This is a genomic window from Limnohabitans planktonicus II-D5 (genome assembly GCF_001270065.2).
GTDB lineage: Bacteria > Pseudomonadota > Gammaproteobacteria > Burkholderiales > Burkholderiaceae_C > Limnohabitans_A > Limnohabitans_A planktonicus.
Window position 1 is genome coordinate 39,275 of sequence record NZ_LFYT02000023.1, and the last position, 17,062, is coordinate 56,336.

The following is a 17,062-nucleotide window of genomic DNA, read 5'->3' on the forward strand; positions in this document are numbered from 1 at the left end:
GGGCAAACACAGGCCTCAAGCCAGATCGGCATCTAATCTCTGTTCATCGCAGATCACTGCACCCACAGACCGCGTCGCCATGTCCAGATCGGTTTGGTGCAGTCCAAAGGCTTGCACATCCTGCGTATGGTGACTGTCGCCACCACCGCTGGCAAAGTGCTTCATGAACAAGCCCATCACATGGGCCACCCCCTCAGGGGTCACATTGCGCCAATCGGCCGCAAAGTACTTGCCCGCGTTGGGGGCCGCGGTGATCACCTCGTAAGAAGCAAAGTAAGCCACACACGCAAACTCATTCACAAGCTCTTGCGCCACCGTGCGCAACACGGCCTTGCTATAGGCGGTAGAAGCCATCACACTGCGCTGCTCGTAAGTTGCCACCAGCGGCACGGGCGACACGGTCAGCACCACCCGCACCTTGGGGTTGACTGACTTGAGCAGCCACAAAAACGCACGCATGTCGGCCAGCACCTGCTCATGGCTGAAATTGACAAATGCAAACTCATCCATCGGAGCAAACCATGACGCAACGCCAGGAGCCAACGGCAACACCACGCCATCGGCCGTCCGGTGCCAGGCCTCGGTCAGTCCCAGCGTGAACACCAACACATCACAGCCCTGAAACATGTCGCTGGTGCAAGCCAACATCTGCTGGCGCGAAGCCAGCGCCTGGGCCTCGTCGTCAAAACCATCGGGCTCGATGTAGGGGCGCAAACCATCCACCCAGCGCCCATCTTCACGCGGCCACACCAAGCCTGGGGGACTGGGCGCTTCGCCCAAAGCCATTTCAAGCAACTGCCTGAGTTGACGGGCCGTGTACACATTGCCAAAGCGTGCTGAAAACACCCCAAACTGGCGAGCCTGCTGCGTTTCGGGCGGCAAATCATCCGCCCGCTCGGTCACCAGGTAATGAAAGCCATGCGCTACCAAGGTGCGAGCGATGTGTTGCGCAAAACAACTGCCGGCCGTGGCTACTTTGTCCGCGGGCGAAATTCTGAAAGGTGCACCCAACACCGGGTCCAGATCGCAGGCGGCCACCTGCCCGACCGAGCGCCGCCAAAACTGGTGATCGGGCAAACCGTTGTAGGGGTTGCCTCTGGCCGGTGCGGAACGGCTGACAGGCTCGGGAACCCGAGCCAGCAAGGCTGGCAATTGCGCAAAAGCTTGTGCATCCAGGCGATCGCAGCGCAAATCGCCAGGGGCATACCGGGCATACAGCGCGTAGGAGGCGTCGATGAAAACATCAAGCCCTACGAAATGCGCAGGTTTAGCATGCAGGCGCAAGGAATGCCGTCCTTTGAACCCATAACCTCCCTCTGTACGCAAGCCCAGCGCCTGAGCCACGGCGGGGTACACCGGCCAGCATGGCGACAAGGCCAGCTCGTCCAACACCACATCCCGCGCCTCGGGTGCACCCTGCAGACCCAGCTGATGCAGGCAATGCAAGGCCACATCCGCCAACACATGGGGCTTGGGATGGTTGATGGTGTGCATCCAAACCCCTGACTCCTGCCATTGCGCCAGCCATCGGTGCATGGGCATGCCGCACTGGCGGCCTTTATGAACAAGGTGGTCGATACCCACGGCCTGTAGCTCAAAATAGCCCAAATGCCTGAACACCTGCGCATTGAACAGCTCGCGCGTGGCCTTCTTCGACAGCCCCTGCAAGAACCCCCAAAGCACCAGTGCCGAGTGGTACGCCCCAATCGGGCTGTCCACCGCCTTGCCCTGCACATGAACATAGGCACAGTCAGGGTGAAAGCCCAGAGTGTCGATGGTCGGCAGCGGACGCACCCTGGCCTGAAAGTGCTCAGGTTGCTTTTGCAACCAGGCCGTCCAGCGCTCATTGGGATGAGCCCAAATGCGCCGCACGCCCGCCCAGTTAGCATCGTCAAAGCGGGACTTCTCAAGCAACGCAAAAAACTTCGGTGTCAGCTCCCAACAGATGGCTTCAACCTCTTTTTGCATGGCATTGCACAAAGACGCCAACATGCTGACTTGGCAATTGCCGACAAACACGATACGCGAGCCCCCAGCAATGCATGCCTGCGGTTCAACGAGTGACTGCAGCCCAAACGAAGACCGACCGGCAGTGAGCGCGCCGCCTAATCTTTCAACATCCAAGCTGCTGCGCCCCGAGCGGGCAAGCCACTGAGCCCAAAATGCTTTCATAAAGTTTTCTGTCGAATGCTCTCGTCATACGGATTACCAACAACACTCAAAACTTCTTGAACCGAAGCGCGGATTCTCTCAACACGTCGATCAAAATTAAGGTCATCATTGCTGGTGTGATCCTCTCTCAGTATCTGCCGAATGACCTTTGCCCCCCCCGAGTTGATGATCTCATGGATGCCTTCAGTCAACACATACGGTTCGTATATCGGATTTTTAAGTATCGAGTGCAGTGATGTCTGATCATTGACGACCATATCCCATCGCGGTGCATTTACATAGTCTTGTTCGTCGTATAAGGCGTGGTAATAGTCGGCCCACTGACTGATGATTTCCCGACCGACAGGATGGCCAAGGTTCAAAAAGAACACACCATTATTGATGTTCCAGTAATGCCCCGACTTTACATCTGCGCGAGCTGCAATCAACGCGAAATTTCGCTTTCGATCAAGCCATCCTGCCAAATCAAAATCAAAAGAGGCGAAATAGGCATCGGCATCCAGATAGACAACCCAACCGCGAAAACCTGAACGCATCAGTTCACCAAACTTGTGTATGCGGTTAAAGCTCGCATGCCAAGGGTGCGCGCCTTTTTTGATTCCGATGAAGGTCTCGTAATCGCAATGCCAGCGGCGAACATACTCAAGTACTGTCTGCGAAGTCGCCTGAAGGATAGGGACATACCGCTCGTGATCGCAGGTCTGAAAGATCAGGAGCTTATGCTGTGTCTCGGCCAACTCTAACTTGGTAGAGCCAATCTCGGCATGCAAGTTCGGCTGATCCGTCATCAGGGCCCCATTGTCCAGTCGCTTGCGCAAGACCCTGAGAATACGGATAGCCGAGTAGCCCCCTAAAAACTCACCCGCTTCCGGACCTCGACCATTGACAAGCTGAAAAGCCAACTTATCCAATTCATCGGATAGTTTACGGCCGGTAAGAAATTCTTCTGAAGCAGCGATATCCGCCACAAGATTCCGAAAATTTTGGTGACGCATCTTGTCGGCAACGACCGACGCGCCCTCGGGCGAACGCAGCAACAGATTGCGATAACACCAATCCACGTCGTCTTGTGTCAAGCTCGGCTCGCTCGCCACCAGCTCCTGGAACTCAGCCGAGAAAACAATCTGCTTGACGACCGCCCGAAAACTTCGCAGCCGCACAGTTTCTTGGATAACCTTCGAGCTCTCCGGCTCTCGCCCGAGCAGGTGTCGATAACACCAGATGACATCATCTGTAGTGACTGTTCGTTCAAATAAAAACATATTTTTTCTCAAGGCAGCATCAGACCCCGGCAGTTGCAAACAAAGGCGACTCACCGAGAATTTCCAGGCCCAGTTCAAAGCGCAGACAAACTACTGCAAATATTTTCATCAGACGGTTTGTGACCCAGCCAAAGAGGCAAGCGCCAGACTCAAAATCGATACCTCAAGCCGACGGTCAAAAAATTGGAGCCCACATGAGGCGGCGCAATCAGGCCAAAGACACCACTTCGGTGATGAATCCGGGTTGCCAGGGTCAGCCTATCCACGTTGCGCAACTTCCACTCCAACTCGAACAAAAGCAAAAGCTGCAACCGGTAACGTCGCTCCAAATCGTCCCTGGGGCCGTCTTCATAAGTCGGATTTCCTAACGCGTAGGACAGACCTGTGCCCGCCGCCAAGTTCACGCCCAAAGGCCCCATCTGAAGATCGGGTGTCCTGAGCAGATAGGCGGCCCCTAGCTCGGCGTTGTTCTGCAGCCCATGGTGCTTGAGCATCAGCAACTCGAAGCCCTGAATGAGCTCGGCCATGGACGTGCCCTGGAGCCTGTCAACACTGCCCCCCAGCTTCGGGCCAGTCTTGGCCAGCCCGACCCCTACAAAATAGCTTTTGTCCCCGTCTAAGTTGTTGCTGAGGATCGCTTCAGGAATCTGACGCAGATTGTGGTCCACACCTTGGCCGCCATAGACCGTTACAGCATCAAAAAGTCTGGCATCGCCCGGTTGGGCGGCCTTCACCGAAAAAATGGGCCCCAGCAACAATGCAACGAGCCACTGTGAGATATTTTTGAGCTTCATGATCATTTTTTGTTACAGCAAGAGCTCAACGGTTGGAGATGGCACGCCATAGACGTAAGCGTAATTCGCCCACAGGGGTGGGCTCCTACAAAAAACTATCGTTCCACGGCGACCTTAATCCCCCGCATCAACTCATCCACACAAGCTTCTGCCGTGCGATCCTGGGTGAGCAAGTGCACTTCGGGGGTGTCGGGTGCTTCATAGGGGCTGTCGATACCCGTGAAGTTTTTCAGCTCGCCCCGGCGGGCCTTGGCATACAGGCCTTTCACGTCGCGCATTTCGCACTCCGCCAGCGGCGTGTCTACAAAAACCTCGGTGAATTCTTCAGGCTCAAACAAACTGCGGGCCATAGCGCGTTCTGACTTGAACGGAGAAATAAAGCTCACCAGCACCACCAGGCCCGCATCCACCATCAAACGCGCCACCTCGGCCACACGTCGGATGTTTTCCACACGGTCTGCCTCAGTAAAGCCCAAGTCCCTGTTCAGGCCGTGTCGTACGTTGTCTCCATCCAGCAAATAGGTGTGCATACCCTGTGCGTGCAAGCGTTTTTCAAGCAAGTTGGCAATCGTCGACTTACCTGAACCCGACAGACCCGTCATCCAGATGCACTGCGGGCGCTGCATCTTTTGTGCTGCTCGGGCTTGCTTGTTGACCTCCAATGCCTGCCAGTGGATGTTGCTGGCTCTGCGCAAGGCAAAGTCCAAGATGCCCGCCCCAACGGTCTCAAAGCTGAGTTTGTCAATCAGGATGAAGCTGCCCAAGACGCGGTTGATCCCATAGGGTTCGAACACCAGGGGCGCACTGGTCGACAAGTTCACGCAAGCGATTTCATTGAGCCCCAGAGACTTGGCCGCCAATTGGGCACCCGTGTTCACGTCAACCCGATACTTGATGTCGGTCACTGTGGCGGTCACCTCTTTGCTGGCCAGTTTCAGCCAATATTGCCGGCCAAGTGTCATCGCATGTTCATGCATCCACAACAGGCGCGCTTCAAACTGCTCGGCCACCTCGACGGGTTGGTCAACCGCCACCAGCAGATCGCCACGGCTTGCGTCGACCTCGTCCACCAGCGTCAGCGTGACCGCATCACCCGCTTCGGCTTGCGTTGCCTCATCAAAACCACACCACACCTGCTTGACGCGGGTCTGAACACCCGAAGGCAATACCCGTATGGCATCCCCAGCTTGAATGCGGCCCTCGGCCAAAGTGCCACAAAAGCCCCTGAAGTCCAAATTCGGACGGTTGACCCACTGCACAGGCATGCGAAACGCCTGCCGCTGCGACGAGCGCGACACATCCACCGTGTCCAGATAAGCCATCAGACTTGGGCCTGCATACCAAGGCATCTGCGGGCTGAGTTGAAGCACGTTCTCCCCCCCAAGACCCGACAACGGCATGGCCCGTACAGACTCAAAGCCCAAGTCACGCGCAAAGGCCTGATAGTCGGCCACGATGGTAGTAAATGTGTCCTGACTGAAACCCACCAAGTCCATTTTGTTGACGGCCAGCACCACATGCCGAATGCCCATCATGGCAACAATGCGGCTGTGCCTGCGTGTTTGCGTGAGCACACCCTTACGCGCATCGATCAGAATCACCGCCACATCGGCAGTTGATGCACCTGTGGCCATGTTGCGGGTGTACTGCTCATGCCCGGGTGTGTCCGCCACGATGAAGCGACGCTTGTCGGTGGCAAAAAATCGGTACGCCACATCAATGGTGATGCCCTGCTCCCTCTCCGACTGCAGACCATCCAGCAGCAGCGCCAGATCTATTTTTTCACCTTGCGTACCGTACTGTCGTGACTCCGTCTCCAAGCAGACCAACTGGTCGTCAAAAATGGCCTTGCTTTCAAACAGCAAGCGCCCGATGAGTGTGCTCTTGCCATCGTCCACACTGCCGCACGTGATGAACCTCAGGGTGGATTTGTTGCTTTGGCTTGCCAAAAAATCGGCAATGTTTTTTGCATGCAAATCAGCCATCAGAAATACCCTTCCTGCTTTTTCTTTTCCATCGAACCGGGCACATCTGAATCAATCAGGCGACCTTGCCGCTCTGAACTGCGAGCGTTGAAGGTTTCGGCAATCACCGCCTCCAGGGTGGAGGCGTCGCTCTCGATGGCTGCCGTCAATGGCCAGCAGCCCAGGGTGCGAAAGCGCACCCGCCGCATTTGTGCCTGCTCGCCGGGGGCAAACGGAAATCGGTCATCGTCCACCATGATCAACTGGCCCCCGCGCTCCACCACAGGCCGATCAGCTGCCAGGTACAGCGGCACGATAGGGATGTTTTCTGCGTGGATGTAATGCCAAATGTCCAGCTCGGTCCAGTTGCTGATGGGGAACACGCGAATGCTCTCGTCAGGCGCAATGCGCGTGTTGTAGAGGTTCCACAACTCGGGCCGCTGTGCTTTTGGGTCCCAGCGGTGACCCGGGGCGCGAAAGCTGAACACCCGCTCTTTGGCTCGGGACTTTTCTTCGTCGCGTCGAGCACCGCCAAACACCACATCAAACCCATGTGCATCCAGCGCCTGCTTGAGCCCCTGGGTCTTCATCACATCGGTATGGTAGCTGCTGCCATGGGTGAATGGCCCAACCCCGGCCGCGAGGCCATCTGGATTGGTGTGGATGATCAGGCGCATGCCGCTTTCGGCCACCATGCGGGAGCGGTGGGCATACATGTCCTTGAACTTCCATCGTGTGTCCACATGCAGCAGCGGAAACGGCGGCGGAGCCGGATAAAAAGCCTTGCGGGCCAAGTGCAGCATGACCGTGCTGTCTTTGCCGATGGAGTACATCATCACCGGGTTGCGGGCGGTGGCCACGACCTCGCGGATGATTTCTATGGATTCGGATTCGAGTTGATTCATGGTTTGTTGGTGCAGTGAGCCGCTCTCAATTAAAGACTCAAACACTTGCGAAAGTTCGCTACCGAAGCTTGAAGAAAAACACGTCACAGCTGACGACCTTGTTTGCTTTGTCAAACCTGTGGATGATGCGCGGTAAATTGATGCAAATGCAGGGCTGAGTGCGCCTGAAAACGAGGCTAAGGTTCTGAAATGACAGAAAAGCCCAGGAAATCATGTCAATTACGGCGTTGTGGCTGCGGTTTTATTTTAAAAATAACTGCTTCAAACAGTCAGGCCATCTACAACAGATGATGAGTTATTCAGACCATCATTAAGTTTACCTACAAGCATGCGTTGTGAATTCAACTCAGATTCAGGACGAGGTCTTGCTACATGCCCATGTTCATGCAATGCGCCCAAGTCTTTTACATTCAGCTGATGACGTAAAAAAATTTGTTGATAGAAAATCGGCGAACGAAAAACGAATGGAAAATTGCGCCACACTCCATCTAGATTATCACCATAATTTACATTTGCATAAAACTTACCATCAACAGCAATGTTTTTACTTAAAAATTCCAGCACTTGATCCAACACACTGTCAGAAAGGTGTATCAAGACAGAAAATGCCCAAATATAATCGAAACGTTTTGGAAAATATAGCGATGAAAGATCATGACAATGAATGATTGTTGGTTTCTTCCAATCAAGACCAGACTCTATCAGTTCAGAGGATGCCTCTCGCAAAGTCTCAGTCCGAACATCAAGGCCAAAATAATTTCCCGAATCAAGATATTCGATCAAAGGCAGACCCCCCCTCAGTGTCCCACAGCCAAAATCAAGCAATCTATGGTGTGATTTAAGTCCTGCATTAATCAAAAATTTAATTTGAAAATTTCTCTTTTCCTCCCACAAATCGGAAGGACCAACCAAAGAGTGTCTGTTATTCAAATTATGTACCTCGCTTCTTCATCACAAATTTTTGGCGCAAATCTTCAATTTCCTCTACTCGATAAAACCCATTGTAAATCGAGGGATCTCTTATCAACAGATCTGCCAAATAATTGACAAGACTTGGATCATAAAGGTGGTTTAAATTACGACTTTCAAATGATTGACAAAGGAATGCAGCATCTGGGTCAATCACAGCAATGGCACGTCCACCACTTGAGATAATATCTTCATAAGTTACAACATGATGTCTAGGCAATAATTCCCGATAAATTGAAAAATACCATCTCAATATTATTAATTGTCGAGTAATACGATTTTTCTCCTCAGTGAGTTTGGTTTTTAAATCTGAATCAAAAGCCTCAGCAAAAGGTAAATATCCATTATTCACTGGTGCTTGAATGGTATGCCATGATAGCAACACTGACAATGGGTTACGTACGATTGCAAAACATGAATAATAGATTAGAAGTGTTTTTAATGTGGCAGTAAAGAAATTGGGATGCTTAATTACAAGTCTAAAATTTGAATTCAATTTTTTTTCAAAACTAACTAACTCATTTTTTACAATCGAAGACCTCAATTCATTAAAGGATAAGGAACTACCGAAGGGATTATCAGGTACTTTACCATTGCGTGCTTTGCTGATGGCAGTCCCGTCTCGAAGAAGACTTTGACGCTGTTTTTCAAAAAAATTATTTATTTTATTTATATACTGCACTGGAAAATCCTCTTTAACTAATTCGCCAGGATTCATGGGTTCATGCAAAGCTACACATTGAGGTAGTTGATTTAAAATTGAACATGTGAGTGTTGTTCCAGACCTGGCAATTCCAGTTAATATTATATTCATATTTTTTTCTTACCCAATATCAATAGAATTCAAAATTTCAATGAAACGAGCTCTCTCTTCTTTCAATGAATGCGCTTTAAACTGCAGCTCTCCATTTGTCCTGATTTTCTCACTATAATTTGTTGAAAGCATTTCCATCGCCTCACAACATGAGGAAATAATTCCTTCTAAAGAATATATTGGAACTATGCAGTTTTGCATATGGAAGCAAAATTCATTATTCCCAATACAATCAGGACAAATAACTAATGTTCCTAGCCCCATTCCTTCAAGCGCAGGAAGATAAAAACCTTCAGATTCGCATGGAAGAAATATTGTGATGGCAGAACGCGCCACAAGCGAAAGATAATCAAATCGCTCATGCATTTTAATTAATAGGTGATTTTTTATTCCCAATTTATTTAATTCTTGAGCTATTTGAGCTGCCAACTCTGGTTTTTTATACCCCGCAATGAGAACTTGGTTATCTTTGTAAACATTTTTTTCTGGAAAATCTAATGGATCAACTCCATTTTTAATAACAAAAGTTTTGCCATTGACTATACCAGTCGAAATAATTGCATCAGCTACAGCCTGACTAACGCAAATTCGAATTGCGGGACGCCTTAAAAAATTATACCGAAAATCGTTCGGATCAGCATGCCTAACATGCTGAATTAGATTAATTACAGGTTTATCAATATCAAATGGAACAACAGACCAATCCAGACCAGCAACAAATAACACATCTGCTAATTCAGGCTCCCAATTCAACTCTAAATCTTCTGAATTTATTGAAGTAGAATTATTTAAAATATAATTTGAGTTTTTTGAAAAATATATTTTTGAATTAAAATTATTTGAATGCTTAACATGCTCAAAGTAGTTAAAGACCTTAAGATGCCCGCCTGTAAATCCTTGATAATCACGATAAAATAGTATTTTTTTAGATTTCATTGATTATTTTACCAAATGAAGTACCTGTGTAAGTCGAGCACCTAGGAGTCTGTCGGGATTTGTCAAAAGAGGGGTTCCAGAATCGATATTTTTGTATTTATAAAAGTTGGTCGAATTTTTAAACGATTTTTACGCCCAAAAGTTGCCCAATTGTTAAGCAAATTCTTCTCAGGCAATGAAATTCTGAAAAACTCTTAGCCAAATTAGCAAGCAGTTATAGCTTTAATGTCTAAAGTTAAACTGTTACTACGGAAAATCTAAAGAGCTGCACTTAATGTCAACGTCAAGATGGCGCGCCCAATATTCCTCTTCTCGCCTGAGCAGGGTTTCTGCCATGTACAAGGAGAGTGCCCAAGGTGTTGACAAAAACTCCTGTGCTATTGGTTCAGGCCAAATATTGGAATACGTAGACGGCCCTGCTGCCAACAAATCGTGCCAATTCCGACTCAATTCATTTTTTATCCTGGTGCGCCAGCGAGAAAATAGCAGACGGCTGTTTTGGAAGTCCTGCAAAGTGTTGGTCTTGCGGCTGAGACTGACATGGTGGTGAATTCGGCTTTTGCTTGCCAGAAAAACCCTCCTGTTCAATGCTTGGAACTTGAAGCACAAGTCGATGTCTTCACATCCGTTGACATAACTTTCATCAAAACCGCCAGCCCTGATAAAGTCAGCTTTGCGCAGCAGCATGCATGCACCTGTCACCGCAAAGGGTTTGATAATCGGTTCATGATCAATAGTCTTTACATGCTGCAGTTGACCCAATGGAGAGAGCTCGACACCCGCATGGTCGACTTCCCCATCTTCCACACGGTACTGCACATTACCCACCAGACCAGCCTTGAGTGCGGTCGAATGCAAGGCCGCCAGCATGGGCTCCAACCAGCGTGGCGTGAGCAACACATCATTATTTAGCAAAGCCAGCACATCGCCCCTGGCCATATTGACACCCACGTTATTGCTGGCGGCGTAGCCTCGGTTAACATCATTGATCAAAAATCTGATGCATGGATCCTTCAAGGATTCAAGCCATTCTCGAGTGCCGTCGGTGGAAGTATCATCGACAAAAATAATTTCGTGATCGATGCCTGTGGGCATGAATTCACGTAAAGAAGCCAACATCGCCTGTGTGGCTGACAAGTGATTGTGCAGCGGGATGACGAAACTGATCATGCCCGCAGCCAAACGGTGGGCAACAGGAGAACTGTTAATCCAACAGGAATTGGGTAATTAACCATAAATTTATACAGCTTCATGATTTCAAAACAACTCAAACCGATCGTTGATTTCCTCATAGCAGGAGCACAGAAAGCAGGCACAACGACGTTGCACAGCGCCTTGTCACATCACCCCGACCTGTATCTTTCCACACCTAAGGAAATTCATTTCTTTGACAATGACGCAGCTTTCGCCAGCGACTTGCCAGATTATTCTTTCTACGATGCCCACTTTTCAAAGGCCACGGCAAGACAACAATGCGGTGAGGCCACGCCTGCTTACATTTTTCACGCACAAGCTGCACATCGCATCAAAGCCTACAACCCTGGCATGAAATGGCTGGTGTCTTTGCGCAACCCCATCGATCGAGCTTTTTCACACTGGAACATGGAGCGCAGTCGCGGTAAAGAAAATCTGACTTTTCGACAGGCAATTTTTGCAGAGAAAGATCGCACACGAGATGCACTGCCTCTTCAGGAAATGCGTTTTTCTTACACAGCGCGCGGACATTACTCACAGCAATTGCATCGTCTTTATTCGCTTTTCCCTCGTGATCAAATTCTGGTGTTTCGGTTTGAAAGGCTCGCTCACGATCCCGAGGGTTTACTCGCCGAAATTCATCGGTTTTTAGGTATCACGGTCTCTCTCCAAAAATCCATTCCCAAGATGCATGCTTTGCCGTACGTGGCACCGTTGAGCGATGAAGATCATTGTTTGTTGATCGATATTTTTGAATCCGAACTGCTGAATCTTGAGGCATTGACTGGCTGGAATTGCGATACATGGCGAAGGCCTTTTCCCAGAATCTCAGATGCACTGCCCTGAGCTGTTATTGTTTCTTTGCTCTTGAACGACGGTGTGAACGTCAAATTGACGTATTCCTTTTTTGATCATGCCCCATGAGGCAGCCAATGACCGTCAGACTACTCGCTACTAGACGTGTACAACTTCAGCCAACTCCATACCTGGCAAAGACAAGGATTCGAGGCGACGAATAAGTCATCCGTAGGACAAGTTGAGAACAGGCATCAGGCACCCGGGTCGGCTGCATTCAAGCCATCAGCCAGCCGTAGACCCTTGTACAGATCCAGTTGCGCCTCTGCCCGCTTGAACGCCGTGTGCAGCCTTGCCACTGCTGCCTCTAGCTCTTGCATGCGGGCCGAATCTGTTGCAGCAGATCTGCGTAATGAATCCCTTTCGCTGGCTGCAATGGTCAAGTCTGACTTTGCGCTTTGCAACTGCTGCCGCAATGCCGAACACCCCTGACCCAATTGTGCCAAGGCCAGCATAGGCAGTTCGACTTTCATAGAAGTGCAGAAAGACCATCCTCTATCTATTTTGTGGAGTAAAGCCGCAGGAATATTCAAAGTCACATGTGGATCAAAGCCACTGGATAGGACTTCAAAACTGGCTGATGCCCCGCTGCTTAAGTGGTGCATATCTGACGACTTTTGTGCAAACAGATCTTCGCCAGAAGGGCAGATCCATCGTACCTGTCTTTTGTCATCCTCTATCCAAACCTTTTGCACCATGCAATGAGCTGGCCTGTCGATGATGTCCCAACGCAAACTACCTATGGGGCCCTGCAATTCCGGAAAAACAAAGCGCTGCTGTGTCATATCACCAAATGACCAAAGCGAATAAAGTTTGCGGTCTTCTTCAAAAGACTGCCCCGTACTGGCGTAAAAAAGCTCCGACCTACCCTCCTGCCCGATTGCCTGAATAAGCTGAGCATTACGGCTATAGACAATTAATGGCTCCAAGTCTTGCAAGTACATCTTCCAGCGACCACGCACCTCGTCCAGTGCCGCAAGCGATAGGTCATCCATGGGTCCACTGAGCAAGGCATACACCTCTTGTGCCAGGTTCATGGCCAGCCCTGTTGACTGGTCATTTGCTTCAGTGTGATGATTCAGCGCTGACGACAAGAAACGATCAATCGAATCCCCACAGCTCGTCATGTTGCCATTCAGTTCTGGCATTTCCAGCTCAAGCTCCTGCCAGATATGGCGAATCACACTGCGCCAATCCGAGAGCAGAGCATCGTAGTGCACAAAGGCACGCGGCAGCCCACGTGTATGCTGCTCCGCTTCGAGCATGTATGCTAGATACAGCAAAGCAGCTCGCTGCCCAGAAATCCAATCGCGCTGAGAAAGTGACCGGACTACGGCATGGGGCGAGCGCAATGCAAAAACATAACGAGGAACACAATCCGTGGACTGCCACACATCTTGTAGTAAAGGCAGCAACCTGCAAGCCCGCGGGTCCTTGAAGACTATGGGTTGCAAGGGATCAAACTCCTCATGGAGCAAGTCCTGCAGATCTTTCTCTGCAGCTTGGGCAACCACGCTGTCATGCCAATCGTTGGGGAGCAGTCTTGGGTCGTTCCAGCTTCTCTCGAGCTGATTCAATAACAATTCAAGACGTGCGTTGATGAGCTCGTCTTCAAAGTAACCACTGGGATTGAACGCGTCAGCAGGCATTAACTTTTTGCCTGCCGCAAAGCCCAGCCTGTTAAATACGCCCGTCAACGCAGAAGTTCCACTGCGGTGCATGCCCAAAACCACAATCAGACTCAAGATGGCCCCCTGAAAACAGTCACAGCATGATCAATTTGAGGAACTGGACCATAAAAATAAAAAGCGGATTATCTTATTGGACGAACGCATAGTTTGTATTATTACTTTTCTTATCATTAATTCCCGAATTAACTAGTTCGAATCCTTGGGAAGAGCAACTGATAGAGATAATTCGTTCCAGTGCATGCGCCAATGTGCCATCGATCTGACCTGCCTCCGCCTCAAAATCCTCTTCATTGATCGCAAGGTTGAACAATGGCCTTAACGCCTGCATTCGTGCAAAAAACATAGTACCAGCTACAAAGTCCAAGCGTTTGATTTTTGCAGGAACTTGCCCCAGCCGATACCCAATTGATACCACAGTTGGCGCATTCGACCCCCAGTAAACGTTCATAGGTACGATGTGGCCTGACGGGCCTAGCACGCCAAGATTTGCTTCGCTATCAAATCTTTTCAGCGCCATGCGGATTGAATTCTCATCAAGAAGTTTATTATAGAGATCATGACGCCAAATGTCACCGTCCTCTCTATGACGAGATTTTTTCGTATGAATCTTCAAAATGTAAGCGTAGCCTTCTTGTTCAACCTTACCAGCGATTTTCAGGAACGGCAGCACATCGCGTCCACGGTTGTTGACTGTCAAAAGCAAATAGGGAAAGCTGCTTGACTGCAAGATCATCTCAACTTCGGCACTTTGAGCGTGGGGGGTTGTAACAAACAACTTGAAAGACAAGTTCTTGATCTCATGTAATTTTTCAATAATTTCGGAAAATATTTCTATATAAAAAGCGTGTATCACAATTGCCAGCCCACTCGTGGTAATCGGTGCTGATGTAAGTTGTCTGACTTGCGCCATCCGCGTCGCCTCAAGATGGGCGTAACCGTAACGTTGGTCTGGCTCTAAATGTGCACCTTCCGCCCATTCATTCCACGCATTAATGAATACCAGACGCTCATCAGGTTCAGTAAATCGCTGCTGTGTGTCTGCAATAGCGTTGTAAAGCCATTCCTGATATCCGCAGGGTGAGCTGTGCAGCAGGATAGAGCCCTTGTTTTTTCGCCTAGCTGTGTTGTCCCATGAGGGGTTAACACCGCGGAACAACTTGTATCCCTGACGCTTGTATCCCTTGCTGTTTTCGACAAGCGCACGCCAGTCGTAAACTTTCGCGGCAAAATCGTCGTTGGCAGGGGTGATGCTATGTGTGATGTTAGGTGGTGAGGTGTTGTTGGGGGGGAACTCAATGGCAGCATCCAGCCCATAATCGGCAGGGTCGCGATTTTCGAAAGACTGAACATAAGCGATATAAATTTCACCCAAGTTATTATTCCGGCACCAATCCCGCCAGCGCACGGCAGTGTCCTTCATCGACGGAAACAGATTGGGCCTGTAGACGACCAGCAGCGGCCTGCCGTTAATACGGATGTAACGAGGATCGCGCAAGTATTTGCTCATGTGCGCGATAAAGTTGACATCGTCATCAGATGAGTAGTGCTGCTCTATGAGAATGTCCTTTTCCAGGCCATCCCAACGGCGTGACCAGTTTTCGTTGGCCCAGCAGATACAAAAGGGCAAGTCCAGCGAGGGATCGGCCAGGTAGTTGTCAACCGGCGTTTCGAGCAGGCGATGGCCTGTAAACCAATAGGTATAAAAGCAAAAGCCTTCGATGCCGTACTGTTTGGCCAGTTCGATTTGCTTGCGCATGACGCCGGTATCGCTCAGGTCGTAATAGCCTAGCAAGTTGTCAGGTACATGGGGCTGATAGTGCCCGTCAAACTGCGGCTTGGCAGGTTTGACATTCGTCCATTCGGTAAAGCCTTTGCCCCACCAGCCATCGTTTTCAGGAATCGGGTGGAATTGCGGCAAATAAAACGCAATGACCCGTGCTGCTTTTGCAACTGGCGGGGCATCTGCGGCCAGGCGGGGCACATAACAAGCCTCTTCCACTTCGTATGCATCGAGGATTGAGTGTGCGTCAAATGGCTTGGCTGGTCTACCTTCCCTATGGCCTTGGCAAACGTAATGCAAAAATGGATGCTTACCCGAAGTGGCTACGTCTTTGTACTTGCTGAGGTAGTAGGCGGTGTCAAAGTCCGGGGAAGGGTTGAGAGAAAGCTCTACCCCATGCTCCAAGTAATGGGCCAGAGGATTACCTGTGATCTGATGCGTGTCTTTGTGTTGAGCCAAATACCAGTCTTGATCGAAAAAATTCCCCTCTTGAATCAACTCAAAATAAAAATCTTCAACATTTTCAGGTTTTTTAAGCTTGAGGGCATTCAACTTAACAGCAGAACCCTGCTTTTTCCGCGCGAGCTGCAAATTGAAGAAGATTTGTCGATGCATTACACCTGTTGACTGATCGAGCGCTTCTTCATACAAGGCAGCTGCCGCGCTGTACTTACCGTTGCGGAATGCACTATTGGCTCGTGAAAATAAGCTGCCAGCCGCCTCATATGCACTGGCATCTGATATTTTTTGCGGTAGTGGGTGATTAATAGTCATGACCATTTTTTTAGGACAGTGGCTGGTTTTTATCCGTCAACTGTTGCAGCTGGTACGGAACACGCGCCTGCCTGACTAGCCGATCCACGTCTGGGCTGCCGGTGTCAATCGCCGTTTCAAAGTGCTGATGAATAGCTCTGGGCACCGAGGACTATTGTCTGGAGCTGGTTTTGCGCCCTGGAATCCAGCACTCGGCAAACGAGAGCGAGTACAACCTCGAGTGCGTCCTGACCATGACAGCGAGCTTGTTGGACACCCTTTTGTTGGTGCGCGCCGATTCGGGCTTTTGTTCGCTCAAGCTGATGCAAACCATCACCGCGTAAGCCAATGAACGCAAGCACGCGATGGCTTTCATCATCAAGTGGAACCCTCGCACCACACCCGTGGAGGCCATCTCCGCCCAAAGGAGCGCAGACCCCACGGTGCAGTGGTGACTGGAGCGCGAAGGCAAGCGCTTTTGCGTGTGGCAAGAGGCGCTGAGCCGGTCTTTCAGCTTGGCAAAGGTCTGCGCCAGCTCGTTTCGCAGTCTTTGTGCTTCGGCCTTGGCGTCGGCTTCCACCTCTCTGGCATGTTGCTGGGCGCTCAGCCGGGCTTGCAGCTCGGCATGGGCACAGCTCAGTTCTTCGTGCTGTTGCCGGATAGCGCTGTGGGCAGCTGGGTAGCCACGCACAAAAAGGACGGTGCCCAAATGCGGGTTGCGCTCGGGCTCCACACCGCAGAGAGCAAAGCCGTGAGTCTGCAGCAAGGCGTTGGCAGGCAGGCAGCCAATCCACAAACATTGAGGTGGGGCTTGCCCATGCATGCTCTGCGCTGGCCTGAGCGCAGGCATCGTCCAAGCTCAGGGCGCTGGCCTGATGCTGGCCCAAGGGGTTGATGCCCGGCCAGCAGGCGGTGAGCGCAATGGCGGGTAGCAGCCCACTTTCAGAGGGCAGGCTGGCTTGATGGAAGGTGA

Annotated in this window: 13 protein-coding genes and 1 pseudogene; 2 read left to right on the forward strand and 12 right to left on the reverse strand. The window is 50.5% G+C overall.

Translation table 11 applies throughout. From position 1 onward, the window contains the following. Positions 1-15: 15 nt before the first annotated feature. From H663_RS35640 to cysD, 5 genes are all read right to left on the reverse strand, one after another. Positions 16-2,172, reverse strand: coding sequence for a GSCFA domain-containing protein (locus H663_RS35640; RefSeq protein WP_053175596.1), 2,157 nt, complete (start codon positions 2,170-2,172; stop codon positions 16-18). Next, positions 2,169-3,434: a hypothetical protein gene (locus H663_RS35645; protein ID WP_053175594.1), complete on the reverse strand. Its 1,266-nt coding sequence runs from the start codon at positions 3,432-3,434 to the stop codon at positions 2,169-2,171. Before H663_RS35645 ends, H663_RS35640 begins: the two co-directional genes overlap by 4 nt. 149 nt (positions 3,435-3,583) lie before the next feature. Then, positions 3,584-4,234 carry a hypothetical protein gene (locus H663_RS35650; protein ID WP_053175589.1) on the reverse strand — a complete coding sequence of 217 codons (651 nt, stop codon included), beginning with the start codon at positions 4,232-4,234 and terminating at the stop codon, positions 3,584-3,586. An 89-nt stretch (positions 4,235-4,323) separates the two neighbouring features. Then, positions 4,324-6,213 carry a sulfate adenylyltransferase subunit CysN gene (gene cysN, locus H663_RS35655; RefSeq protein ID WP_053175586.1) on the reverse strand — a complete coding sequence of 630 codons (1,890 nt, stop codon included), beginning with the start codon at positions 6,211-6,213 and terminating at the stop codon, positions 4,324-4,326. Next, on the reverse strand, positions 6,213-7,097 hold the full coding sequence (gene cysD, locus H663_RS35660) for a sulfate adenylyltransferase subunit CysD (RefSeq protein ID WP_053176906.1): 885 nt from the start codon (positions 7,095-7,097) through the stop codon (positions 6,213-6,215). Before cysD ends, cysN begins: the two co-directional genes overlap by 1 nt. A 50-nt stretch (positions 7,098-7,147) precedes the next feature. On the opposite strand from cysD, the pseudogene H663_RS35665 reads away from it, so the two are divergent. Next, positions 7,148-7,255 (forward strand): annotated as a pseudogene (locus H663_RS35665) (IS5/IS1182 family transposase); the annotation flags it as partial. 103 nt (positions 7,256-7,358) lie between these two features. On the opposite strand, the gene H663_RS35670 reads toward H663_RS35665, so the two are convergent. From H663_RS35670 to H663_RS35675, 4 genes are all read right to left on the reverse strand, one after another. After that, entirely contained in the window at positions 7,359-8,027 is a 669-nt protein-coding gene (locus H663_RS35670) for a class I SAM-dependent methyltransferase (protein ID WP_083451303.1), read from the reverse strand. Between the two features lies 1 nt (position 8,028). Continuing rightward, complete coding sequence (locus H663_RS41375) at positions 8,029-8,880, reverse strand: hypothetical protein (protein ID WP_133240044.1); 852 nt, start codon at positions 8,878-8,880, stop codon at positions 8,029-8,031. Positions 8,881-8,889: 9 nt separating this feature from the next. Then, positions 8,890-9,816, reverse strand: a complete 927-nt coding sequence (locus H663_RS41380; RefSeq protein WP_133240045.1) for a glycosyltransferase family protein — start codon at positions 9,814-9,816, stop codon at positions 8,890-8,892. 246 nt (positions 9,817-10,062) lie between these two features. Then, positions 10,063-10,986, reverse strand: a complete 924-nt coding sequence (locus tag H663_RS35675; protein ID WP_053175583.1) for a glycosyltransferase family 2 protein — start codon at positions 10,984-10,986, stop codon at positions 10,063-10,065. Between the two features lie 81 nt (positions 10,987-11,067). Between H663_RS35675 and H663_RS35680 the strand changes: the two genes are divergently transcribed. Beyond that, positions 11,068-11,856 (forward strand): sulfotransferase family protein, encoded by a 789-nt coding sequence (locus H663_RS35680; RefSeq protein ID WP_083451302.1) that lies wholly within the window; start codon positions 11,068-11,070, stop codon positions 11,854-11,856. A gap of 203 nt (positions 11,857-12,059) precedes the next feature. Here H663_RS35680 and H663_RS35685 read toward each other — a convergent pair whose 3' ends face one another. The 3 genes from H663_RS35685 to H663_RS35695 form a co-directional block, all read right to left on the reverse strand. Continuing rightward, the gene (locus tag H663_RS35685; protein WP_133240046.1) at positions 12,060-13,610 is read right to left on the reverse strand and encodes a sulfotransferase family protein; all 1,551 of its coding nucleotides are present in this window, start codon (positions 13,608-13,610) and stop codon (positions 12,060-12,062) included. 73 nt (positions 13,611-13,683) lie between these two features. Next, complete coding sequence (locus H663_RS35690) at positions 13,684-16,110, reverse strand: glycoside hydrolase family 99-like domain-containing protein (RefSeq protein ID WP_165803934.1); 2,427 nt, start codon at positions 16,108-16,110, stop codon at positions 13,684-13,686. Positions 16,111-16,261: 151 nt separating this feature from the next. After that, positions 16,262-16,912 (reverse strand): hypothetical protein, encoded by a 651-nt coding sequence (locus H663_RS35695; protein WP_053175572.1) that lies wholly within the window; start codon positions 16,910-16,912, stop codon positions 16,262-16,264. Between the last annotated feature and the right edge of the window lie 150 nt (positions 16,913-17,062).